Source organism: Rhodococcus sp. NPDC060090 (assembly GCF_042729855.1).
GTDB lineage: Bacteria > Actinomycetota > Actinomycetes > Mycobacteriales > Mycobacteriaceae > Rhodococcus.
In genome coordinates this window covers 254,227-275,544 of sequence record NZ_JBHWXB010000007.1, presented here as the reverse complement: position 1 = coordinate 275,544, position 21,318 = coordinate 254,227, and the positions used below count along the sequence as shown (strand labels likewise).

18 protein-coding genes and 1 riboswitch are annotated in these 21,318 nt (G+C 66.2%); of the genes, 13 read left to right on the top strand and 5 right to left on the bottom strand.

Translation table 11 applies throughout. The features are described from left to right. Genes ACFWCF_RS12430 through ACFWCF_RS12410 form a run of 5 tightly spaced genes read left to right on the top strand, consistent with a single transcriptional unit; the run spans position 1 to position 5,176 of the window. Positions 1–1,053 carry an MCE family protein gene (locus ACFWCF_RS12430; protein WP_378561446.1) on the top strand — a complete coding sequence of 351 codons (1,053 nt, stop codon included), beginning with the start codon at positions 1–3 and terminating at the stop codon, positions 1,051–1,053. Further along, positions 1,050–2,156, top strand: a complete 1,107-nt coding sequence (locus ACFWCF_RS12425; RefSeq protein ID WP_378561443.1) for an MCE family protein — start codon at positions 1,050–1,052, stop codon at positions 2,154–2,156. The genes ACFWCF_RS12430 and ACFWCF_RS12425 overlap by 4 nt, the downstream gene beginning before the upstream one ends. Next, positions 2,153–3,262, top strand: a complete 1,110-nt coding sequence (locus ACFWCF_RS12420; protein ID WP_378561438.1) for an MCE family protein — start codon at positions 2,153–2,155, stop codon at positions 3,260–3,262. The genes ACFWCF_RS12425 and ACFWCF_RS12420 overlap by 4 nt, the downstream gene beginning before the upstream one ends. Continuing rightward, a complete protein-coding gene (locus ACFWCF_RS12415) occupies positions 3,259–4,536 on the top strand; it encodes an MlaD family protein (RefSeq protein WP_378561435.1) in 1,278 nt (425 codons plus the stop codon). The genes ACFWCF_RS12420 and ACFWCF_RS12415 overlap by 4 nt, the downstream gene beginning before the upstream one ends. A 43-nt stretch (positions 4,537–4,579) precedes the next feature. Further along, a complete protein-coding gene (locus ACFWCF_RS12410) occupies positions 4,580–5,176 on the top strand; it encodes a hypothetical protein (protein WP_378492158.1) in 597 nt (198 codons plus the stop codon). A 1-nt stretch (position 5,177) separates the two neighbouring features. On the opposite strand, the gene ACFWCF_RS12405 is transcribed toward ACFWCF_RS12410, so the two are convergent. Continuing rightward, on the bottom strand, positions 5,178–6,536 hold the full coding sequence (locus ACFWCF_RS12405) for a M1 family metallopeptidase (protein ID WP_378492174.1): 1,359 nt from the start codon (positions 6,534–6,536) through the stop codon (positions 5,178–5,180). Continuing rightward, positions 6,533–10,441, bottom strand: coding sequence for a Pls/PosA family non-ribosomal peptide synthetase (locus ACFWCF_RS12400; protein ID WP_378561432.1), 3,909 nt, complete (start codon positions 10,439–10,441; stop codon positions 6,533–6,535). The genes ACFWCF_RS12405 and ACFWCF_RS12400 overlap by 4 nt, the downstream gene beginning before the upstream one ends. A 242-nt stretch (positions 10,442–10,683) precedes the next feature. After that, positions 10,684–10,800, top strand: a riboswitch (SAM riboswitch). A 70-nt stretch (positions 10,801–10,870) separates the two neighbouring features. Between ACFWCF_RS12400 and ACFWCF_RS12395 the strand changes: the two genes are divergently transcribed. The 3 genes from ACFWCF_RS12395 to ACFWCF_RS12385 are packed head-to-tail and all read left to right on the top strand — an operon-like array spanning position 10,871 to position 12,963. After that, entirely contained in the window at positions 10,871–12,181 is a 1,311-nt protein-coding gene (locus ACFWCF_RS12395; RefSeq protein WP_378561429.1) for an aminotransferase class V-fold PLP-dependent enzyme, read from the top strand. 51 nt (positions 12,182–12,232) lie between these two features. Next, positions 12,233–12,325: a putative leader peptide gene (locus ACFWCF_RS12390; protein ID WP_378561426.1), complete on the top strand. Its 93-nt coding sequence runs from the start codon at positions 12,233–12,235 to the stop codon at positions 12,323–12,325. A 56-nt stretch (positions 12,326–12,381) separates the two neighbouring features. Beyond that, positions 12,382–12,963, top strand: coding sequence for a hypothetical protein (locus tag ACFWCF_RS12385; RefSeq protein ID WP_378561423.1), 582 nt, complete (start codon positions 12,382–12,384; stop codon positions 12,961–12,963). Positions 12,964–12,983: 20 nt separating this feature from the next. Here the strand turns inward: ACFWCF_RS12385 and ACFWCF_RS12380 are convergent, their stop codons facing one another. After that, positions 12,984–13,457 carry a YbaK/EbsC family protein gene (locus tag ACFWCF_RS12380; RefSeq protein ID WP_378561420.1) on the bottom strand — a complete coding sequence of 158 codons (474 nt, stop codon included), beginning with the start codon at positions 13,455–13,457 and terminating at the stop codon, positions 12,984–12,986. Between the two features lie 104 nt (positions 13,458–13,561). On the opposite strand from ACFWCF_RS12380, the gene ACFWCF_RS12375 reads away from it, so the two are divergent. Further along, complete coding sequence (locus ACFWCF_RS12375; RefSeq protein ID WP_378561417.1) at positions 13,562–14,392, top strand: crotonase/enoyl-CoA hydratase family protein; 831 nt, start codon at positions 13,562–13,564, stop codon at positions 14,390–14,392. A 154-nt stretch (positions 14,393–14,546) separates the two neighbouring features. Here ACFWCF_RS12375 and ACFWCF_RS12370 read toward each other — a convergent pair whose 3' ends face one another. Then, positions 14,547–15,038 carry an inorganic diphosphatase gene (locus ACFWCF_RS12370; RefSeq protein WP_054805650.1) on the bottom strand — a complete coding sequence of 164 codons (492 nt, stop codon included), beginning with the start codon at positions 15,036–15,038 and terminating at the stop codon, positions 14,547–14,549. A 174-nt stretch (positions 15,039–15,212) separates the two neighbouring features. Here ACFWCF_RS12370 and dacB point away from each other — a divergent pair, with 174 nt between their 5' ends. From dacB to hpt, 4 genes are read left to right on the top strand one after another with little or no spacing between them, the layout of a single operon-like run. Continuing rightward, positions 15,213–16,619 carry a D-alanyl-D-alanine carboxypeptidase/D-alanyl-D-alanine-endopeptidase gene (gene dacB, locus ACFWCF_RS12365; RefSeq protein ID WP_378561414.1) on the top strand — a complete coding sequence of 469 codons (1,407 nt, stop codon included), beginning with the start codon at positions 15,213–15,215 and terminating at the stop codon, positions 16,617–16,619. Then, complete coding sequence (locus ACFWCF_RS12360) at positions 16,616–17,647, top strand: zinc-dependent metalloprotease (protein ID WP_378561411.1); 1,032 nt, start codon at positions 16,616–16,618, stop codon at positions 17,645–17,647. Before dacB ends, ACFWCF_RS12360 begins: the two co-directional genes overlap by 4 nt. Next, positions 17,623–18,681, top strand: coding sequence for a tRNA lysidine(34) synthetase TilS (gene tilS / locus ACFWCF_RS12355; protein WP_378561496.1), 1,059 nt, complete (start codon positions 17,623–17,625; stop codon positions 18,679–18,681). The genes ACFWCF_RS12360 and tilS overlap by 25 nt, the downstream gene beginning before the upstream one ends. Positions 18,682–18,701: 20 nt before the next feature. After that, on the top strand, positions 18,702–19,262 hold the full coding sequence (gene hpt / locus ACFWCF_RS12350) for a hypoxanthine phosphoribosyltransferase (protein WP_378561408.1): 561 nt from the start codon (positions 18,702–18,704) through the stop codon (positions 19,260–19,262). Between the two features lie 5 nt (positions 19,263–19,267). On the opposite strand, the gene ACFWCF_RS12345 is transcribed toward hpt, so the two are convergent. Next, positions 19,268–21,193 carry a protein kinase gene (locus tag ACFWCF_RS12345; protein WP_378561405.1) on the bottom strand — a complete coding sequence of 642 codons (1,926 nt, stop codon included), beginning with the start codon at positions 21,191–21,193 and terminating at the stop codon, positions 19,268–19,270. Positions 21,194–21,318: the final 125 nt, after the last annotated feature.

The following is a 21,318-nucleotide window of genomic DNA, read 5'->3' as shown; positions in this document are numbered from 1 at the left end:
ATGACACGAACAGGATCTACCTTCGCTCGGAGATTCCGGTTGCGACCGGTCGAGTCGTACAGCGCTGTCTCTCTCGGCGTGGTGACCGTGGTGGCGATCATTGCCGTGTTGGTCGCGACCGTCGGGGTTGCAAATCTGGGTCTCGGAAAGGCGACCTACGAGGCGGAATTCGTCCAGGCAGCTCAGATCGCGCCCGGGGACGGGGTGACGGTCGCCGGGATCCAGGTTGGCACGGTCGAAGGCGCACGACTCGAGGGTGACCACGTGGTCGTCGAAATGAAGATCGACAACGGTGTGAATCTCGGTGCCGACACGGTCGCGTCGATCAAGCTCACCACGCTGCTCGGGTCGCGCTATGTGGAGTTGCGTCCGGCCGGCGAGGGAAGCATCCCGGACAATAGGGTAAGGTTGTCCAATACCGTTGTGCCCTATGATATTCAAGAGGTTCTCGCCGACGCGACAACGACCTTCGAGCAGGTCGACGCGGAACGACTGGGTGCGACACTGAACGAACTCGCCGCGGAACTGGACGATCTTCCTGCGCTGATGCCGCAAGCGCTGGAGAATGTCGAGAGCCTGTCGAGGGTGATCGCAGACCGTCGGGACCAGGTCGGATCTCTCGTATCCGCAACCTATGAGCTCACGGAGATCATCCGCGCGCAGCAGGGCGACCTCGGTTCCCTTGTGCGAGACAGCAGTGAGATGGTGAACGAACTGGCTCTTCGGCAGAATCTGGTGGAGCGGTTGTTGTCGTCCACCAGCGGTCTTGTGCAGCAGCTGCATACGATCGTCGTCGACGATCGCGTGTCACTCGACGCATTGATCACCGATCTCGACTCGATGCTGCAGAGTCTGGGCAATCAGGATGAACTGCTCCGCAATATTCTCCAGATTCTCCCGGTCCCGATCCGCAACTTCACGAACGCGACGGGTACCGGACCCGAACTGGATTTCACCTCCGTTGCCGGCCCGTTCATCGACTCGTGGATGTGCGCGATCAGCGGAAACGACGAACTGCATTCGCTCCCTCCCTATTTCGAGGACTGCCAATGAAGAAACGTAGATGGGTGTCGATAGCGGCGGTGATCGCCGTTGTCGCAGGGCTTGCGTTCTTCGGTGCTCGATCGTGGTTCGCCGGCAACAGCGAGATCACTGTCACCGCGAAGTTCGACAACGGTGCCGGACTCTACGTCGGGAACACCGTGGCGGTGCTTGGTCTCGAGGTCGGCAGGGTGACCGCCATCGAACCGCATGGGACGCACGTGGCGGTGACGATGAATATCGATGGCGCCATGGATATCCCGTCCGATGCGCACGCAGTTGCTGTCTCGACATCGGTGCTTACCGATAGGCACGTGGAGTTGACCCCGGTGTATCGCGGCGGCGACACCCTCGAGGACGAGGCTGTGATCGGACTCGAGCGGACCCGCACCCCCATCGAGTTCGACAGACTTCTTGCCATGGCCGACACCATGGCGCTCGAACTCCAGGGTGACGGCGAGGGCAACGGAGCCGTCGCCGAACTCCTCAGCGCGGGCGCGTCGATGACCGAGGGGCAAGGCAGCAGTATCAGATCTGCGCTCGGAACGTTGTCGGAGGCTTTGAGGATCGGACCCGACGGAGGTGCCCGGACGCGCAACGAACTCACCACGATCGTCGACAATCTCGCAGTGCTGTCCGAGGCTGCGGCGGTCAACGATCAAGACATTCGTGAGTTCGGTGAAGTGACGAGCCGACTCAGTGCCGTGCTGGCCGAATCCGGAATAGGCCTCGGCGACACCGGAACCATGATCAATGACATTCTGCTGCAGACGAATGATCTGCTGACGGCCAACCGCGGTGCGGTGCAAGCGACGGCGACGAACGCCGAGACGCTCACCCGCGCGCTCGCCGACTACCAGCGGGAGGTCGGAGAGTTCCTGGACCTGGCCCCGCTCCTGCTGAACAACGCCTACCACGTCATGGATCGGGAGAACGGCGGAGCCCGCGTACACGGACTGCTCGAACGGGTCGCGCTCGACGGTCAATTGGTCAAGGAGGTCTGCAATCTCATGGGAATGCGGGATCTGGGTTGTGACACCGGCACCGTCAGCGACTTCGGCCCGGATTTCGGGATGTCGGGGATGCTCGAAGGACTTGCGGGGATGCACCGGTGAATCTCAGGATCAGGCGATGCGTAGGCGCTGCGTGCGTGATGGTTGCGGCGTCGTCGACCGTGGCCTGCTCGGTGGGGCTGGAACAGCTTCCGCTGCCTGCTCCGGGTTTGAGCGGTGACTCATACACTCTCACGGCAACATTCGAGAACGCGCTGAACCTACCGACGAAGGCCAAGGTGAAACTCGGCGGCGTCGATGTGGGGGAGGTCGACTCGATGGCGGTGGAGGGGTATCAGGCGGTCGTGACCATGCGCGTTGCGGAAGGTGTCATGGTGCCCGCAGGCAGTCGTGCCGAATTACGCTCGGCGACACCCCTGGGGGATGTCTTCATTGCGCTACAGGCACCCGAAGGGGAAGCTGTGGCCGCGCCTCCGCTCGGCGACGGCGACGCGATTCCGATCGCAGACACTTCTGCGGCCGCGACCATCGAGGAGTTGCTCTCGACCGCATCGGTCCTCGTCAACGGAGGTGCAGTTCGTAACCTCACCAAGATCGTGAACGGGCTCGGTAACGCTGTAGACGGGCGGGGTGCGAACATCGAGAGCCTTCTCGACGAATCCGCTCGTCTGGTCACGCAGCTCGGCTCGCGTTCCGCCGAGATCGAACACTCACTTGTCCAAACCGACATGCTCATCGCGACACTGGCGGAACGGAAGTCGACGATCCGCGAGGTGGTTGCCGCGGCCGGTCCGGCGCTCGACGTCCTCGCCGGGGACACCGCGGAGATCCTCGATCTCGTGACCCAGGTGGATCGGATCAGTTCGCAGATGGCGAAGTTCCCGTCGGTCAACGGTACCGATACGCGGTCGATGGTCGCCGATATCAACAGGATTGCCGCCGAACTCAACAATGCGGCGACCTCCCCCGATGCTTCACTCGAAGCCGTCAACAGCCTCTTTGCCCCGATCATGAAGACGACGAACTCGACGTCTGCTCACGCCGACGCGGACTGGCAGCAGCTGATCTTCGGCGCGATTCCGTCACCCGGTCATTTCGGGGATCCGGGAAGCCGGCTGCCCGAGACATCGGACATCGACACGATGGTGGGTGCCCTCACCCACTCCTTGCTGCGTCTGCAGGGCAGGTTGACGGGAGCGGGCGGATGACGACGAAGATGAGCGCGACAGACAGGATTGCAGCGCCGGTGGTCGGTGCGGTCCGGAGCGGATATCGACATCGTCTGGGTTTGTCCTTGACGGCGCTCGCAATGACACTGGTACTCGGAATCGTCTATCTGGTATTCGGGATATTCGAACTGAATCCGACCGATCGAAAGATCCAGGTGCAGGTGCATTTCGATCAGTCCGGTGGAATTCTCCCCGATCGCGACGTGACGTTGCGCGGAGTTCCGGTGGGCCGTGTGACGTCGGTGGATCTCACCGGGGACGGCGTCGTCGCGGTCGCTTCGATCGATTCGCAGACGAAGATCCCCCAAGGGTCGGAGGTTCGTGTTGCGGGTCTGTCGCTCGCCGGAGAGCAGTATCTCGACTTCCGTCCGAGTACCGATGACGGGCCGTATCTGACGGATGGCGCCGTGATCTCGACGAGGGATACCTCCACGCCGGTACCGCTGTCGGACCTCATGCACAATCTGGATGGCATGCTCGCACAGATCGATCCCGCCGAAGTCCAGGTGATCGTCGAGGAATTGGGAGTCAGCCCCGAGGCGCCCGAGAAGCTGTCCGACATCATCGACGGAGGGACCTTCCTCATCTCGACGCTCGATTCCGTCCTGCCGCAAACTGTGTCGATACTCAATACCAGCAAGGTGGTTCTCGATACACTTGCCGACGGGAGTCCGGGCCTTCAGACCACGTCGGCCAACCTGTCCGGATTGCTGCAGGGCGCGGAGGAGATGGACGCGGGGTTCCGGACATTCGTCGATGCTGCTCCCGCGACCCTCGGCGCAATCGACTCGATCATCGCGGACAATTCTCCGACGATGGTGCAGCTGCTCGGCAATCTTGCGACCGTCTCTCAGATGGCATATCTACGGGTTCCGGCCCTGCAGGAGTTCTTCTTCCCGACCGAGCGGGACGGCTCGACACTCGAGGCGATCGGAACCGCGTTCCGTGACGGCGGCATCTGGGCGTACGTCAATTTGTACCCGCGCTACACGTGCGATTACGACCTTCCCCGCCGGCCGCCGTCGGTCCCGGATTTTCCGGAGCCTTATCTGTATACCTACTGCAACAACCCGGACCCGTCGGTTCTCATCCGCGGCGCCCGGAATGCTCCCCGCCCGCCCGGGGAGGAAGGGGAGGCCGCGCTTCCGCCGGGTGCCGATCCGGCTCGTACCGCCGATCCGACTCCGGTGGGGCCGCTGTCGGTTCCCTTGACCTACGGGGGTCCGCCCGCCGAGTACCTCTACCCGCGGTAGCCGAGATCTTCGTGCCCATCAGCTCTCTGGAAGGAGAATGCACATGAGCAAGACCAGTTCCACTCTCGCAGTCGACGCAGCCGTGACCGACACTGTCGACCCGGCGAATCAGAACGTCACCGAGGAAACCGGTGCCGAGCATGCCGGTGCCGATTCGGGTCGACGCATGCGGCGGATCCGCACCGCCGTGCTCGTCATGATCACCGTGGCGTCAGTGGCGTGCGCCGCATTCTTTGCGTGGAAGGCGCACGAGGTCAGGTCCGTCGACGCGGCGGCCACCGAGGCGCTCGCGACCGCGCAGGAATACGCGGTGACGCTGACCTCGGTCAGTCCCGGTGCACTCGACAGCAACTTCGATGCAGTGTTGAACGGCGCCACCGGCGAGTTCAAGGAGATGTACGCGCAGTCGAGCGGTGAACTGCGCCAGCTGCTCGTCGACAACAATGCGCAGGCGGAAGGCACGGTGGTGGAAGCCGGCGTCAAGTCGGCCACGACCGATCGCGTCGAGGTGCTGCTGTTCATCGATCAGACGGTGACGAACTCGGTCGTCCCGGAACCGCGACTCGATCGCAGCCGTGTCGTCATGACGCTCGAGCTCGTGGACGACCGCTGGCTGGCCTCGCAGGTGGACCTTCCCTGATCTAGGAAAGCCGACCGTTCGGCAGTGGTGGCAGTGCGGTGGTACCGAGCCACGCGTCCCACAGCGGTCGCAGTGACACATCGGTGAATCGTGTTGCCAGATCGATCAACTGGTCGGTGGTGACGTTGGAGTGCCGGTACTCGGTCGTCCACATACGCAGAAGGGTGAAGAAGCGTTCGTCGCCGAGTCGTAACCGCAACGCGTGCAACGTGAGGGCGCCGCGCTTGTAGATCCGGTCGTCGAACATGTCCTTCGGTCCGGGGTCGCCCAGGAGTATGTCCTGCGGCAGGCGGGTAAGCCCGGCGTGCGCCAGCCGCGCGTGTTCGTGCGCTGATGACCCCCCGGAGTTCTCCGACCACAACCATTCCGCGTAACACGCGAAACCCTCGTGCAGCCAGATGTCCTTCCATTGTTTCAAGGTCAGGCTGTTTCCGAACCACTGGTGTGCCAACTCGTGCGCCACCAGCCGCTCCTCGTCGCGATTACCACTGCAGAAGTTCGCGCCGAAGACGGACATCCCCTGGGACTCGACCGGGATTTCGAGGTCGTCGTCGGTGACGAGCGCCGTGTAGTGCGCGAACGGATACGGCCCGAACAGCCGCGAGAACACTTCGATCATCTGTGACTGACGTCCGAAGTCCCTGTCGAACTTGGCGCGCAGCCGCGGCGGGTGCACAGCGAACTGCGGCACGGGCGACGACGCGACCCGGCGAACCTCGTAGTTCCCGATCTGCACGCTCGCGAGATACGTCGACATCGGTTCGGGCTGCTCGTACACCCACGTCGTGCGGCTGGACTTCGTCGTCTTGCGGAGCAGCGTCCCGTTGGCGATCGCATGGAACGGCGCATCCGTGGTGATCGTGACGCGGTAGGTGGCCTTCGAACCGGGATGGTCGTCGCACGGAAACCACGTCGGCGCACCGTTCGGCTGGCTGGCGACCAGCGAACCCTCGTCGAGTTCTTCCCAGCCGACCTCGCCCCACATGGTGTGCCGCGGGGTCGGGGTGCCTGCGTACTGGATGGCGAAGGTGAGAACCGCCCCGACCGGGACCGTCTGCGAGGACGTCACCGTCAGCTTGTCGTTGCGGTGGGTGAACTTTGCGGGACGTCGCCCGTTGACGGTCACTTTGGTCACGCGCATCGCCTGTGCGAGGTCGAGTGTGTACTTTGCGCGGACGTCGGTCGTGGTGGCGATGATCGTGGCGCGGCCGTCGAGCCGGTTGGCGGTCACCTTGTATGTCAGGTCCAGTTCGTACCGCGACACGCGATAGCCACGGTTCCCGCTCTGGGGGAGGTACGGGTCGAGGGGGCGATCGGGCCCGGTCGGGGCCACGGGCTTCGCCGGTTTGAGGGGCTTCATCGCGGTGACCACTCGCCCGGCCGGGACCATGGCGCGATCGGATTGCCCTGCCACCGAGTGGAAGGGGGAACCACGTCGCCGCGCATCACGAGGGACGCAGGTCCGACTGTGGCGCCGGCGCCGAGCCCCGATGCGGGCAACGCGACACATTGCGGGCCGAGCGTGGCGCCGGCTTCGAGGGTCACGGTGTCCATGGCCATGATCCGATCATGGAACAGGTGGGTTTGAACCACGCACCCCCTCTCCACCGTCGCGCCGGGGCCCAAAGTCACGAGATCGGCCTCCGGCAACCAGTAACTTTCACACCACACACCGCGGCCGATCTTCGCTCCGAGGCCACGCAACCACAGGTTCATCACGGCGGTGCCGGGGGTCGCCTGACCGAACCACGGCGCGGCAACCATCTCGACGAAGGTATCGGACACTTCGTTGCGCCACACGAACGAACTCCACAGCGGGTGCTCTTCTTTCCCGATGCGTCCGACGATTGTCCACTTCGCAGCGATGGTGACGATGCATGCGACCGCACCGGCAGCCATCAACACGAGGCCGCTCACCAGTGCCGCCGCCGGGTAGCCGAAATGGACGGCAATGGAGTTGAGGGAGAACAGGACCAGCAGCCCGATGCCGAACGTGACCACCATCGGAACGAGCCGGAAGGTCTCGACGGCCCCGCGCGCGATCTTGAGCTTCAACGATGGCTCGAACGTGCGACTCGAATCGGATCCGCCGGAGGACCGGCGCAACCGTACCGGGGGACTGCCGAGCCACGAAGACCCCGACTTCGCCTTCTCCGGTGCGGCCGAGAGGACCGCGACCAGACCGTGTTTGGGCACGCGACGACCGGGCGCTGCCATGCCCGAGTTTCCGAGGAACGCCCGCTTTCCGACCTTGGCATGCGATATGTACAGCCAGCCTCCGCCGAGTTCGTACGAGGCGACCATGGTGTCGTCGGCGAGGAACGCGCCGTCCGCGACCTTGGTGAACTTCGGAACCATGAGCACCGTTGATGCCTCGACGTCCTTGCCGATATCGGCGCCGAGCAGCCGCAGCCAGATCGGGGTGAGCATCGACGCGTAGAGCGGGAACAGGAACGTGCGCGACGAATCCATCAGGCGTTCGGTGGCCCACACCTGCCATCCGACACGGCTTCGGACCGGATGCCAGCCTTCGGTCATGCCGATCGACAACAGTCGCACGGTGATCAGGGTGAGCACTGCGAACACGGCCATGGTGAGAATTCCACCGGCGGGCAGCATCGCAAGGGAACGGACCACGGCCTCGGTCACGCTCGAAGTGTCCTTCACCCACCAGACGAGCAGCGCGACACCGGCGCCGATCGACATGATCGGAAGTCCTGCGAGGAGAATCGACGTCACGCCGAAGATGGGAACCCAGCGGGATCCGCGGGGCGGGTCTTCCGACGGCCACTGCGGTTCGGCCTTTCCGGTCTTCCGCGCGGGCGAACCGGCCCAGTGCTGGCTCGCCTTGACCCGGCCGAACACCGCCGACCCGGCCTCGACCTCGGCGTTCTTGCCGACGCGCGAACCGGGGGCGAGGAACGAGCGCGCACCGATCGACGCTCCCGCCCCGATACGGATACTCCCGATATGGACGACGTCGCCGTCCACCCAGTACCCCGACAGGTCCACTTCGGGTTCGATCGAGCAGCCGTCGCCGAGTTCGAGCATGCCGGTGACCGGGGGGAGGGTGTGCAGGTCGACGCCGTGGCCGATCTTCGCGCCCAGCGCCCGCGCATACTGACGCATCCAGGGCGCTCCCGACAGGTTGGTCGCACCGGACGCCTCCGACAAGCGCTGGGCGGTCCACAAACGCAGGTGGACCGAGCCACCGCGTGGATAACTGCCGGGTGTCAGTCCGCGGAGGAGGGTCCGGGCGCCCAGGACCGCGGTGCTCATCCGGCCGAGCGGAGAGAGGAACACGACGATTCCGACGGCGACCCACCACCACGACAAGGTCACGGTCCACGGCACATCGGTGACCATCGCGATGATGTTGTTCAGAATCGCGAGCCAGGTGATCCAGTGGAGGCCCGTCAACGTCATGAGCGGCACGGTCGCGGCGAGCTGCAGGAACTGTGCCCCCCGCGATACGGGGGCGACCTCGCGTGGAGCCGTGGTCTCGGTCGGGGCGAGTTCGTCGAGATAGGTGGCGAGGGATCCGAGCCGGGGTCGGTCGTAGAGTTCGGCAACCGTCATCTCGGGATAACGCTCACGCAGTGCGGTGACGAGTTGTGCGGCGGACAGGGAACCTCCGCCGAGTTCGAAGAAATCGTCGTCGAGCCCCTCGATTCGGGCGCCGAGCAGTGACGACCACAGCCCCGCGACCCATTCCGCGGTCGGGGGGAGCCCGAGCGCTTCCACGGAGTCGGCGTCGACGCCGGGCAGCGGCCACGGCAACGCGTTGCGATCGACCTTCCCGGACGTGCGCGTGGGCAGCTCGTCGACGAGCGCGAGACGCGGCACGAGGGCAGCGGGGAGTTGTTCGGACAGCAGATCGTGGGCGGACGCGACGTCGAAATGAGGATCGGTGGAGGCGATGTAGCCGACGAGGATCGAACTTCCGGCGGAGGTCTTACGGACCGCGCATGCACCGCCTGCGACTCCGGGCAGGTTCTGCAGGGCGTTGTCGACCTCGCCGAGCTCGATGCGTCGCCCGCCGATCTTGACCTGGTCGTCGGCGCGGCCCTGGAAGAGTAGCCCGGCGCTGTCGAGGACGACGAGGTCACCGCTGCGGTAGGCGCGGTCCCAGCCGAGCGTCGGCATGGGAGCGTACTTCTCGGCGTCCTTCGCCGGGTCCAGGTAGCGTGCGAGCCCGACCCCGCCGATCACGAGCTCACCGGCCTGCCCTTCGGCGACGGGAATGCCTTCGCTGTCGACGACGGCGAGATCCCAGCCGTCGAGCGGCAGGCCGATGCGGATGGGTCCGGTTCCGTCCATGATCGCGGCGCATGCGACCACGGTGGCCTCCGTGGGGCCGTAGGTGTTCCACACTTCGCGACCCGGAACGGCGAGGCGCTCGGCGAGGTCGGGCGGGCAGGCCTCCCCCCCGAAGATGAGCAGACGTACCGCTTCGAGTGCCTCCCCCGGCCACATCGCGGCGAGGGTCGGGACCGTGGAGACGACGTTGATGTTGCGGGAGACCAGCCACGGGCCGAGGTCCATGCCCGAGCGAACCAGTGAGCGCGGCGCCGGAACGAGACACGAGCCGTGCCGCCAGGCCAGCCACATCTCCTCGCACGACGCGTCGAAGGCGACGGACAGGCCTGCGAGTACCCGGTCGCGGGGGCCGAGCGGTTCGTCCCGGCAGAACAGGTTGGCTTCGGCGTCGACGAAGGCTGCGGCGTTGCGGTGTGTGACGGCAACACCCTTGGGGGTGCCGGTGGAACCGGAGGTGAAGATGATCCATGCGTCGTCGTCGAGGGCCGGCTCGCGCACGTCCGGTTCGTCGGCCGGTGGTGCTGTGCCGGGACCGATGCCCGCATCGGTGACGATCGCGGTGACCTTCGCCTCGGAGAAGACGAGCTCGGCGCGTTCGTCGGGATCGTCGGCGTCCACCGGAACGTAGGCGGCGCCCGCAGCGAGGACGGACAGGATGGTGACGTAGAGGTCCTTGGACCCCGACGACATGCGGACCCCGACGCGATCGCCGGCGCCTACGCCGGCCTCCGCGAGTCCGCGGGCTCCCACGAACACCAGGTCGAGGAGCTCGGTGTAGTCGAGCATCGTGGTGCCGTCGTCGATCGCGGGAGCGTGCGGATGCGACTCGGCGGTGGCACGCAGCACGTCGACGAGTGTGCGTGGCGAGGGTGCGTGCGATCCGCGCAGGAAGATCTCAGGGACGAGCGACGTGTCGTCGGGTGCGGGCGGGTGGTGAGCAGACAATCCGCTGTCCTTCTACTCGGTGGGGCGATCCGGTTTATCTCACGTGAAGGTGGACGGCAGATGAACTTTCGGTGGGTGCAGTGGGTGAGGCGGGCGTTGCGGTGTCGCGCTTCAGAGCAAAGCACGGCGGCGGATTCTCTGCAGGTCAGAAGGAGAAACTCGGCACTGCTCTCGAGCGGGACCTCGGCCGCGATCGAGCGCCGACTTGACACGAAGTGTGCCCGGTGTCATTGTCTTCGGCAGGTCATGAGTACCAGCGTCAAGCCCCGGCTCGCTGGTCGGCAACCCTCCACCGCGGTGGGGTGCTCCGGGTGACGACCTGGCTGACGTTCCGAACCTGGACGCAGCAAGCGCGGACTCCGCCGGCGAGCGAATCACCTTCGTCGTGGCGATCACCGACGGGTCCCTGATACACGAGGGAAATTCGTCATGACTGTTGCCACCACCACCTGTATCGCTCCGTTTGCTCGCGTCTCGGGTTGTGACGTGCAGGTTCCACTCGTGCAGGGCGGCACCTGCACGTACGCGAACTTCGACTATGCGGCGAGTGCTCCTGCTCTGGCGAGCGTGACGGACCGGATTTCCGAACTGCTGCCGTTCTACGCCAGCGTGCACCGCGGTGCGGGCTATGCGTCGCGCATCAGCACCGCGAGCTACGAGGATTCGCGTGAGTCGGTCTCCCGTTTCGTCGGAGCCGACGAGGATCAAGTGGTGGTGTTCACCCGCAACACCACGGATTCGATCAACCTGCTCGCCGGTGCGGTTCCCGGCGACGTAGTGGTACTCGACATCGAGCATCACGCGAACCTGTTGCCGTGGAAGAGCACTCGTGTTGTCGAAGCTGCGGATTCGATCTCCGAGACCGTGTGGCGGATCGCCGTGGAGCTCGAGCGTGCTCCGGCAGCCCTGCTCGCGGTGACCGGAGCATCCAATGTCACCGGTGAGGTTCTGCCGATCGCGGAACTCGCCGATCTCGCTCACGGGTGTGGTGCGCGGATCTTCGTCGACGGTGCCCAGCTGGCCCCTCATCGCCGCATCGATCTCGTTGAGTCCGGCGTCGACTACCTCGCGTTCTCGGGGCACAAGCTGTACGCGCCGTTCGGTGCCGGCGTGCTCGTCGGGCGTCGCGACTGGCTCGATGCGGCGGAGCCGTACCTTGCCGGCGGCGGTGCGGTGCGCGAGGTTTCCCTCGACCACACCGAGTGGGCGTGTGCCCCAGCCCGTCACGAAGCCGGTTCTCCGAATGTGCTGGGGGTCGCGGCGATCGCCGCCGCATGCGACACCCTCGCGGCGCATGATGCCGAGGCCGCCGCTCGTCACGAGGAGCTGCTGTGTGCGCAGCTCATCGACGGTCTACGCGACGTCCACGGCGTGGAAATTCTTCGCCTGTGGGATGATTCGGCGGACTGCGTCGGTATCGTCACGTTCGGCGTTGAGGGCTTCGAGCCCGGTGAGGTTGCCGCGTATCTCTCGGCCGAACACGGTATCGGGGTTCGCGACGGTCGTTTCTGTGCCCACCCGTTGCTCTCCCGCGTCGGACTTCCCGGCGGTGCGGTGCGCGCATCTTTGGGTCTGGGAAGCTCTTCCGCAGACGTCGACCGTCTGCTCGCAGCGCTTCGGCAGCTGGTGGAAGATGGGCCGTCCTGGTCGTACGCCAAGTCCGATGGAGCCTGGAGTCCGTCGCCGGAGACCCGGCCCGGTCTCACGCAGTCGGGCGACGGTGCGGCGGAATGCGTCTGACGGTCACCGTAGCGATCGACAATTCCACACAAGCTCAGTAGGATTTCGCGCATGGCAGTATGGAGTTCGACCGAGGCAGCGGCGCAGTGGTGCCGCCGTCACGTCGATCTGTGCCGTACGGCCTCCTGCATCTGTATGGACTGATGAGGTTCCCGTTTCCGTTTTTCGATGCCGTATTCGGCATATCGAGAGGAATTCTCATGTCCTACAGTAAGTTTCCTTCAACCAAGAAGTCCCTGCGTGTCGCGGTCGAATTCATAGGGGGGCCGGTTCCCGATGTGTGGGCCGACCTCACCGTCGATCGTGACGGGGGAGGGCCGCTCGACCTCAGTGCTGCTCCGCGCACGGTCGTTCGGGTGCGTGCCGCCGATCTGCGGGAAGCGCGCAAGATCCGCGATCGGGTACGAGCCGAGGCTGCCGCGGAGGGCCGCGATCCCGACTCTCTCACTGTGCTGGTCGATCTCGAAGTGATCGTCGACGTCGAAGCGCGTGCGGCCCGTCGTCGGGCCCAGGAGGCGTGGCGCAGGAACGGCGGGGGAGCGACCGGTCTGTCCTATGTCGGAACTGCGCGCGGCCTGGCCGGTCTGATCGCCGACATTCACGCGGTGAAGGTGGCCGACGGTGTCACGTTGATTCCGGTGGCCGGCCGCGTCACCGTCGACAACATCATCGACGGAACCCTGCCGTGGCTTCGTACCCTCGGCCTGGTCGAGATTTCGCCGTGGGCGGCGGAGATCGGTCGCAGGTACGTCGACGGCCGAGGCGCCGCGCTCGCATCCTGACCTGCCGGGCGCATTCTCGTCTAGTCGACCTCGACGTCGATTCCCGCGGTCACGCGTAGGAGTTCGGTGTACGAGGTGCGGAAGAGAGTGCCCGGGCACCCTCCTGATGCCCACAGTTCGGGGTATCCCGCCAGCGCAGTGTCGACGTAGGTCGGAAGGTTGGTGGGATGCCCGAGCGGGGCGACGCCGCCGAGTTGCTGCCCGGTGACCTCGGCGACCATGTCGTCGGATGCGGGAGCGAGGGTGCCGCCCAACCGGCTGCCGGTGCGCTCGAGCGACACCCGGTGGGCGCCCGAGACCAGGAGCAGTACCGGCTCGTCGTCGAGGAGGAACACGAGAGACTCGACGATGGCGCCGACGTCGGCTCGCACTGCCGCCGCTGCCTCATCGGCGGTGTGTACGGGAGCCGACTGCGTGGTGATCAAGCCGTGGTGGCCCCGGGCGATGAGTGTGTCGGCAACTCTGGCGGCATTCGGATGCAGTGGCCTGGGCATGATGCCACCCTATGAAAACCGGTGACTGCTGTGACCGGATCCACAAGGATCGGCGTGATCGGAAGCTCGGTGCGCTTTCCTCGCCCAGATATTACTGTCGAGTAATGACTGATTCATCCAGCTGGAAGGCGTTCACCGTCGAGCGCACCGAACACGTAGCTCAGGTCACGCTCATCGGCCCGGGTAAAGGTAATGCGATGGGACCGGACTTCTGGTCGGAATTGCCGGAGATCTTCGCGCAACTCGACGCCGACCCCGAGGTCCGCGCCGTCGTCCTCACCGGCTCCGGTAAACACTTCTCCTACGGGCTCGACCTTCCCGCCATGGCAGGCGATCTGGGATCCGTGCTCGCAGACAAGGCACAGGCCAAGCCGCGCACAGACTTCCACGCGATGGTCAAACGCATGCAGGGCGCGATCACCGCCGTCGCCGATTGCCGCAAGCCTGTCGTCGCCGCGATCTCGGGTTGGTGCATCGGTGGCGGAGTCGACCTCATCTCGGCGGCCGACATCCGCTATGCGAGCGCCGACGCCCGGTTCAGCGTCCGCGAGGTCAAGGTCGGGATGGTTGCCGACGTCGGCAGCCTCGCTCGCCTGCCCCTGATCATCGGCGACGGCCACCTGCGTGAGCTCGCGTTGACCGGCAAGGACATCGATGCGGCACGAGCCGAGAAGATCGGCCTCGTCGGCGACGTCTTCGACGACGCCCCCGCTGTGCTCGCGGCGGCGCACGCGACCGCCGCCGAGATCGCAGCCAACCCGCCGCTCGTCGTCCACGGCATCAAGGACGTCCTCGACCACACGCGCTCCGCGCAGGTCGACGACAGCCTCCGCTACGTCGCAGCCTGGAACGCGGCGTTCCTGCCGTCCGAAGACCTCACCGAGGCGATCACCGCCGTGGTGCAGAAGCGCACGCCGGAGTTCAAGGGTCGCTAGCGACCACTGGGCACTGCTCGCCAGCGACCACTGGGCACTGCTCGCCAGCGACCACTGGGCACTGCTCGGTAGCGACCACCGGGCGTTGCTCGGTAGCGAACGAAAAATCTCCCGGCCGATTCGATGATCGGCCGGGAGATCTCAGCTTCGGAGCTCAGTGTCCGCCGTTGTCCTTCAGGCGCGCGATCGATGCGGTGACCTCGGCCTCCGCATCGGCGCGGCCGGTCCAATCGGCAGCCTCGACGTGCTTGCCGGGCTCGAGATCCTTGTAGTGCACGAAGAAGTGCTTGATGGCGTCGAGCTCGAACTGCGGGACGTCGCTGATGTCCTGGATGTGATCCCAACGCGGATCTCCGGCCGGAACGGCCAGGACCTTGTCGTCGCCACCGGCCTCGTCGACCATCTTGAACATGCCGACCGGGCGGGCATCGACGATCACGCCCGGGTACACGGACTCGGGCAGCAGCACCAGGCAGTCGAGCGGATCGCCGTCCTCGCCGAGCGTGTTCTCGATGTAGCCGTAATCGGCGGGGTATCCGAACGAGGTGTAGAGATAGCGGTCGAGCTTGACGCGGCCGGTCTCGTGATCGACCTCGTACTTGTTGCGCTGCCCCTTGGGGATCTCGATCGTGACCTCGAACTCCACGCCTTGCCTCACTTCGTCGATGTTTGCCAGTCGATACGACGTCCGTATCTGCGGCGATGGTCCGAAGTGAGGATAACCGCCCCGGCGCTACGCTGTAGGTGCAGGTACCGGACCGCCACGCGACCACCAGGGGCGCGAGTGTGTGGAGCCGAGGGTGTTGGACACAGCGGAGGCGTGTTGGCGGGGCAAGGTAAGAGCAAGAAGCAGGGTGCGCTCGAGACCCGCAAGCGTCGGAGCTTTCGGATCCTTCTCGGTATCTGGATCGCGGGCTTCCTCGCGCTCGTGGTCGGTGGCGCATTCGCGGTGTACGACGTACGGAGCACCGCATCCGCCTCCGTGGTCCCGGCTCCGGCGCCCGTCATCGCGACCCCGCAGGTCGTGGCCGTCGTCGACTCCGCCCCCGAGCCCACACCCGCCGGACTCGCTGCCGCACTCGATGCGGCCGTGGCGAACCCCGGACTCGGCGCATTCACCGGATCGGTCACCGACACCGCGACGGGCACGGTGCTCTGGTCGCACGAGCCCGAACGCCCGATGACACCGGCGTCGACCACGAAGCTGCTCACAGCGGCGGCCGCCCTGATCGCTCTGCCCGCCGACCACCGGATCACGACGAAGGTGGTATCCGGGTCTCGGCCCGGCGAGATCGTGCTCGTCGCCGGAGGTGACCCGACACTGACCGCGCAGCCCGTCGGGCAGGACGGTTTCTATCCCGGGGCTCCGCGCATCGCCGATCTCGCCGATCAGATCTCGAGGTCCGGCGCCGCTGTCGACTCCGTGCTCGTCGACATCGGTGTGTACAGCGGCGACACCCTCGCACCCGGATGGTTCCCCGAAGACATCGGCGACGGGTTCATTGCGCCCCTCGAACCGGTGATGCTCGACGGCGGGCGATCGAATCCCCTCGAAGACGAATCGTCGCGCAGCGCGACACCGGCCCTGGACGCGGGGCGGGCACTGGCGAGCGCGCTCGGCGCCGACCCCGCGACCGTCGCCTTCGGCTCAGCAGCTCCCGCTGCCACCCCCATGGCGTCGGTGCAATCGGCACCGTTGCGCGACCGGCTCGGACAAATGGTGAGCCGATCCGACAATGTGCTCGCCGAGGCCATCGGCCGCGAGGTCGCCCTCGAGGCCGGAGCCGGGGCGTCGTTCTCCGGTGCCACCGGCGCCGTCCTGCGCACGTTGCAGGGCGCAGGCTTCGACACCACCGGTGTGACGCTGGCCGACCTCAGCGGCCTGTCGATCGACAACCGGATCCCGGCCGGTCTGCTCGACTCGGTCATGGCGGCCGCGGCGGGACCGGACAGTCGCGAACTGCGACCCATGCTCGACCACCTCCCCGTCGCCGGTGGTACCGGCACCCTCGCCGACCGCTACGGCGAGGTGAATCGGGCCGGAGCCGGGTGGGTTCGAGCAAAGACGGGCACACTGAATCTGGTGAGCGGACTTTCCGGTTATGTCGTCGACGTCGATGGTCGCGTGCTCTCCTTCGCGTTGCTGTCCAATGATCGTTCCCCCGGCGAGGCCAGGCCCGCACTGGATGCAGTGGCCTCGGTCCTCCGAGAATGTGGGTGCCGATGAGCGGGGCCGACCGCGCACTCGGCGACGCGATCGACTGGCCGTTCGCGGCGGGCGTCGGCGCCCGGCTGGCGCGTCCGGCGCCGGCGATGTCGCGCTACACCTACGACACCGCAGCAGCCGAACTTGCGTCGGCCTCCGACCGGGCAGAGGCCCCGGTCCGGGATCTCACCGGCCTCGGCGACGGTGCCGCACCACTTCCTGCGCTCGTCGTGGACCGACCGGGGTGGGTCCACGCCGCGGCCGCCTCGATGTCCGAGCTGGTCGGAGGGGGCGAGAACCGCTCGTGGGCCGCGAAACCCGCCGGGGCGCAGGCCGGTGCGATGCTCGCCTACCTGTCCTCGGCCGTGCTCGGGCAATACGACCCGTTCTCGGGGAAACTGCTGCTGGTCGCCCCGAATGTCGTCGCCGTCGAACGTGCGCTGAAGGTACCCACCGCAGACTTCCGCATGTGGGTATGCCTGCACGAGGTCACGCATCGGGTGCAGTTCGCGGAAGCGCCCTGGATGGCCGATCTCATGCGCGATGCAGCGGGTCAACTGTCGGCCGCTGTCGACGAGCCGATCGGTGACATCGCCGGACGTGTCGTGTCGGCGGTCCGTGACCTGCGCGAGCCCGAGGGTAAGTCGATGTCGCAGCGCGGCATGCTCGGTCTGATGCGTGCGTTGCAGGCCGAGCCCCAGCGCGAAAGCCTCGATCGAATGCTCGCGCTCGGCACCCTCCTCGAGGGTCACGCCGACCACGTCATGGACGCGGTCGGACCCTCGGTGGTTCCGTCGGTGGTCCGTATCCGGCGCGCATTCGACAGTCGCCGCCGACGCAGCAGCAACCCGATCCACCGCGTCATCCGCATACTGCTCGGGATGGACGCGAAGATCGCGCAGTACGTCCACGGCAAGAAGTTCGTCGACGCTGTCACGGCGAAGGTCGGGATGGAGCAGTTCAACGCGGTGTGGTCCGGGCCGGACGCGTTGCCGACGCTCGCCGAGATCGACAAGCCGGAAGCCTGGATCGCGCGAGTGCTGGGCTGATCGTGGCCGCGGCACCGCCACCCCTGCTTCCCGAGACCCCCGCGATCCACGAGATCCGCCGGGCGGTGCGCGCCTGGCTCACCGAGCACGACGCGACCACCGTCGTCGTCGGGCTCTCCGGTGGCGCGGACTCGGCAGCTCTGACCGCCGCCGCCGTCGCAGAAGCCGACGCCGTGCACGCAGTGGTGGTGGACCATCGTCTGCAGGTCGGGTCCGGCATCGTCGCCGCGCGGGCAGTCGAGTTCGCGGAGTCGGTCGGATGTGATTCGGTGCGGGTACAGGCGGTCGATGTCACCGGCCCCGGCGGTCTCGAAGCTGCCGCGCGTCATGTGCGGTACCGGGCCCTCGACGAAGCACGGTGCGGTGACCCGGTACTGCTCGGCCACACTCTCGACGATCAGGCCGAGACCGTTCTACTGGGCCTCGGCCGCGGCTCGGGTCTGCGCTCGATCCGCGGCATGGCGCCGTTCGACGATCCATGGGGGCGTCCCCTCCTCGGCGTCCGGCGCGACACGACCCGGCTGGCATGCGAGGAACTCGGGTACCGCCCGTACGAGGACCCGCACAACTCGGATCCGCGGTTCACCCGTGTGCGGCTGCGAAGCGAAGTCCTGCCACTGCTCGAGGACGTTCTCGGGGGCGGGGTGGCCGCAGCACTCGCGCGGACTGCGGCGCAATTGAGGGAAGACGGCGACGCCCTCGACGACGCCGCAGCGCGCGTTCTCTCGGACGCACTCGTGCCCGAAGAGCCGTGCGCCGTGCCCCAAGGACAGAGCCTGGATGTCTTCGGACTCGCGTCGGCTCCACCCGCGGTCCGGCGTCGTGCGGTGAGGGTGTGGTTGATCGGAATGGGAGCCTCGTCACCGACCGATCGAACCCTGCGTGCCGTAGATGCCCTGGTGGGAGAGTGGCACGGGCAAGGACCGGTGGCTGTCGGCCGGGGCCCGCAACGGGGTACCAGGTTGGTGGTGGCACGACGGCGTGGCACTCTGAGCGTGGAGTTCGTCGACCAGCAACGGTGTGCGGACGACTGACGGAAGGTAGGTAGGACCCGGTGTACGAAGGCGATATTGCGTCGGTGCTGATCTCGCAGGAAGAGATCGAGAAGCGCACCGCAGAACTGGCAGAGTCGGTTGCCAAGCGGTATCCGCCGGGTGCTCCCGAAGGGGATCTGCTCCTCATCGGCGTGCTCAAGGGCGCGATCTTCTTCATGACCGACTTCGCTCGCGCACTGCCGATCCCGACGCAGATGGAGTTCATGGCCGTCAGCTCGTACGGTTCGTCGACGTCGTCCTCCGGTGTGGTGCGCATCCTCAAGGACCTCGACAAGGACATTGCGGGCCGTCACGTGCTGATCGTCGAGGACATCATCGATTCGGGTCTGACCCTGTCGTGGCTGCTCCGAAACCTCAAGACCCGCAACCCCGCCTCACTCGAAGTCGTCACCCTGCTGCGTAAGCCCGACGCCGTCAAGATCGATGTCGAGGTCGCGGATGTCGGCTTCGACATCCCCAACGAGTTCGTGGTCGGCTACGGCCTGGACTACGACGAGCGGTACCGCGACCTGCCGTACATCGGCACCCTCGATCCGAAGGTGTACAGCAGCCGGCGCTGAGAAGACTACCGAAGCCGACGGTCGGGACGGACCGCCACGGACCGCTGCAGTGCCTCGAGATCCTGCTCCATGAGCCGGAACAGCCAGTACACGAGGACGAACGCGCCGATGCTGCCTACCGAGAGCACACGGACCGCGAGCTGAACCTGAGGGACCTCGTCGATCGTGAGGAACGTCGACCCCGCGACCGCGGTGAGGGGCACGGCCGCTGCGACGGCGAGATAGCGGATGCTGCGACGGTGCAGCCCTTCGAGTTCGCGGGCATCGGTGGGGTCCGTCGCTCCGTGCGGCAGGAACGCCGGGTAGATCGACCGCACCATGTAGAACGAGACGAAGAAGAACGGGTATGCCACGGCGATCGCCCCGCACACGACGATCGAGGCGACGAAGTGGGTGATCGCCCTGCCGTCGAGGGCCCCCGACACGAACTCCATCACCACCGGGAACAGAATTCCCGACAGCACCCAGAGTGTCATCACCACCGCCGTGACGCGATCTGCGATGAGTAGTGCATCGTGTCGGGCACGCGCGAGTGCGACGGCGTCGTACTGCCGCCCGCGGCGCAGTCCGCGAGGCACAGTGATCAGTCGCCGCGCCAGATAGATGATCACCAGCGCACCGAGAGGAAACACGGTGGCGTTGATGATCAGCGCGACGGTCTGGAACTGGAGCTGAGCCTCCGGCGCCAGGTGGTCGACGATCAGATTCCGATTGTGCTGGAAGTTGTAGAGCGCCCCCAGCACGTTGGGGATGCCGATTGCCGCGATCATCAGCGGGGTCACGGGCCTGCGTAGCCGTGCCCGCCAGCTCTCGGGCGGTGGGTCCACGAGTTCGCGGGCGCGCGCGTCGAGACACAGGTCGAACTGTTGCGCCAGTTCGGCGCCGGAGGCCCACCGGTCGGTGGGCTCGGGTGCGAGACACCGCATGAGCACACGTCGCAGGGTCTGCGGACAATCGTTCGGCAATTGCGCGAGAGCGTCGAGGTCGGGTGGGGCGCCGCGCCTGCGGAGCATCGCGTCGAGGGCGTCCATCGTGGGTGCCTCCGCGACGTGGGCGCCGCGGTCGTCGGTGGGTCTGCTTCCGGTGAGCAACTCCCACAGCATCACGCCGAGCGCGTAGATGTCGCTGCGGGTGTCGAGGTCGGCGGCACTGCGGGGCAGATGGGGGTGGCATGCCTCGAGTTGCTCGGGCGACATGTATGCGAGCGAGCCCCCGAGATAGGCGAGAGGTGAGCTGTCGTCCACCGACTCGGCGAAGCTGATGTTGAAATCGGCCAGCTTGGGCACACCTTCGGCCGTGAGCAGTACGTTCGCCGGTTTGATATCGCGGTGCAGCACGCCGCGGCTCTCGGCGTAGTGAAGCGCCTCGGCGAGACGCCTGCCCAGCCACGCTACGGTCTCCGGCCACGTCAGGCCCGCGAGACATTCCCGGACGGTGGATTCGGACGGTCTGATCTCGCCCTTGTCCTGGAGGGCTTCGTCGACGGAGTCGAGGAGCAGCCGACCGGAGCGTTGCTCCGGCGGCGTCGCCCGCACCTTGTGCAACACACGCAGCAGCGTCCCGCCCGGCAGGTACTGCATGTAGAGCAGTCGCAGGCCGTGTTCGGGCAGGATCCGCTGGTCGAAGACCCGCACGATGTAGTCGTGATCGAGCTGAGCGAGGGTTTGTGCTTCGTTTCCGCTGTTTCGTGAGACCTTCACCGCGACGAGACGCTGCATCGACTGTTGGCGTGCGAGGAACACGCGGCCGAACGCGCCGGTCCCCAGAGCCGTGAGCAGGTCGAAGTCGTCGATGCGTTGCCCGGCCTCCACATCGTTGAGAGTGATCGGGTCGCCGGAGTCCAGCATGTCGGGGCGCGTCGGTGTCGCGACGGTGAGGTCGACCGGTCGGGTGCCGGCCGTCCGGGTGGGGTCCGGATCCCGCGTGGCCATGCCCGATTTTCCCACATGCCGACGCGTCGGATACGGCACAATGCGCTGCCGGATGGTGCGGGAACCTCGGAGTGTTTCCGCGCGTTGTCATACCAGGCCACCTACGCAGAGGCGTCATGGCAACG

Excerpts from the sequence above, each read along its gene's own strand:
- ACFWCF_RS12430 (WP_378561446.1), top strand. The coding sequence starts at position 1 with ATGACACGAACAGGATCTACCTTCGCTCGGAGATTCCGGTTGCGACCG.
- ACFWCF_RS12425 (WP_378561443.1), top strand. The coding sequence starts at position 1,050 with ATGAAGAAACGTAGATGGGTGTCGATAGCGGCGGTGATCGCCGTTGTC.
- ACFWCF_RS12415 (WP_378561435.1), top strand. The coding sequence starts at position 3,259 with ATGACGACGAAGATGAGCGCGACAGACAGGATTGCAGCGCCGGTGGTC.
- ACFWCF_RS12410 (WP_378492158.1), top strand. The coding sequence starts at position 4,580 with ATGAGCAAGACCAGTTCCACTCTCGCAGTCGACGCAGCCGTGACCGAC.
- ACFWCF_RS12405 (WP_378492174.1), bottom strand. The coding sequence starts at position 6,536 with ATGAAGCCCCTCAAACCGGCGAAGCCCGTGGCCCCGACCGGGCCCGAT.
- ACFWCF_RS12395 (WP_378561429.1), top strand. The coding sequence starts at position 10,871 with ATGACTGTTGCCACCACCACCTGTATCGCTCCGTTTGCTCGCGTCTCG.
- ACFWCF_RS12390 (WP_378561426.1), top strand. The coding sequence starts at position 12,233 with ATGGCAGTATGGAGTTCGACCGAGGCAGCGGCGCAGTGGTGCCGCCGT.
- ACFWCF_RS12385 (WP_378561423.1), top strand. The coding sequence starts at position 12,382 with ATGTCCTACAGTAAGTTTCCTTCAACCAAGAAGTCCCTGCGTGTCGCG.
- ACFWCF_RS12380 (WP_378561420.1), bottom strand. The coding sequence starts at position 13,457 with ATGCCCAGGCCACTGCATCCGAATGCCGCCAGAGTTGCCGACACACTC.
- ACFWCF_RS12375 (WP_378561417.1), top strand. The coding sequence starts at position 13,562 with ATGACTGATTCATCCAGCTGGAAGGCGTTCACCGTCGAGCGCACCGAA.
- ACFWCF_RS12360 (WP_378561411.1), top strand. The coding sequence starts at position 16,616 with ATGAGCGGGGCCGACCGCGCACTCGGCGACGCGATCGACTGGCCGTTC.
- ACFWCF_RS12345 (WP_378561405.1), bottom strand. The coding sequence starts at position 21,193 with ATGGCCACGCGGGATCCGGACCCCACCCGGACGGCCGGCACCCGACCG.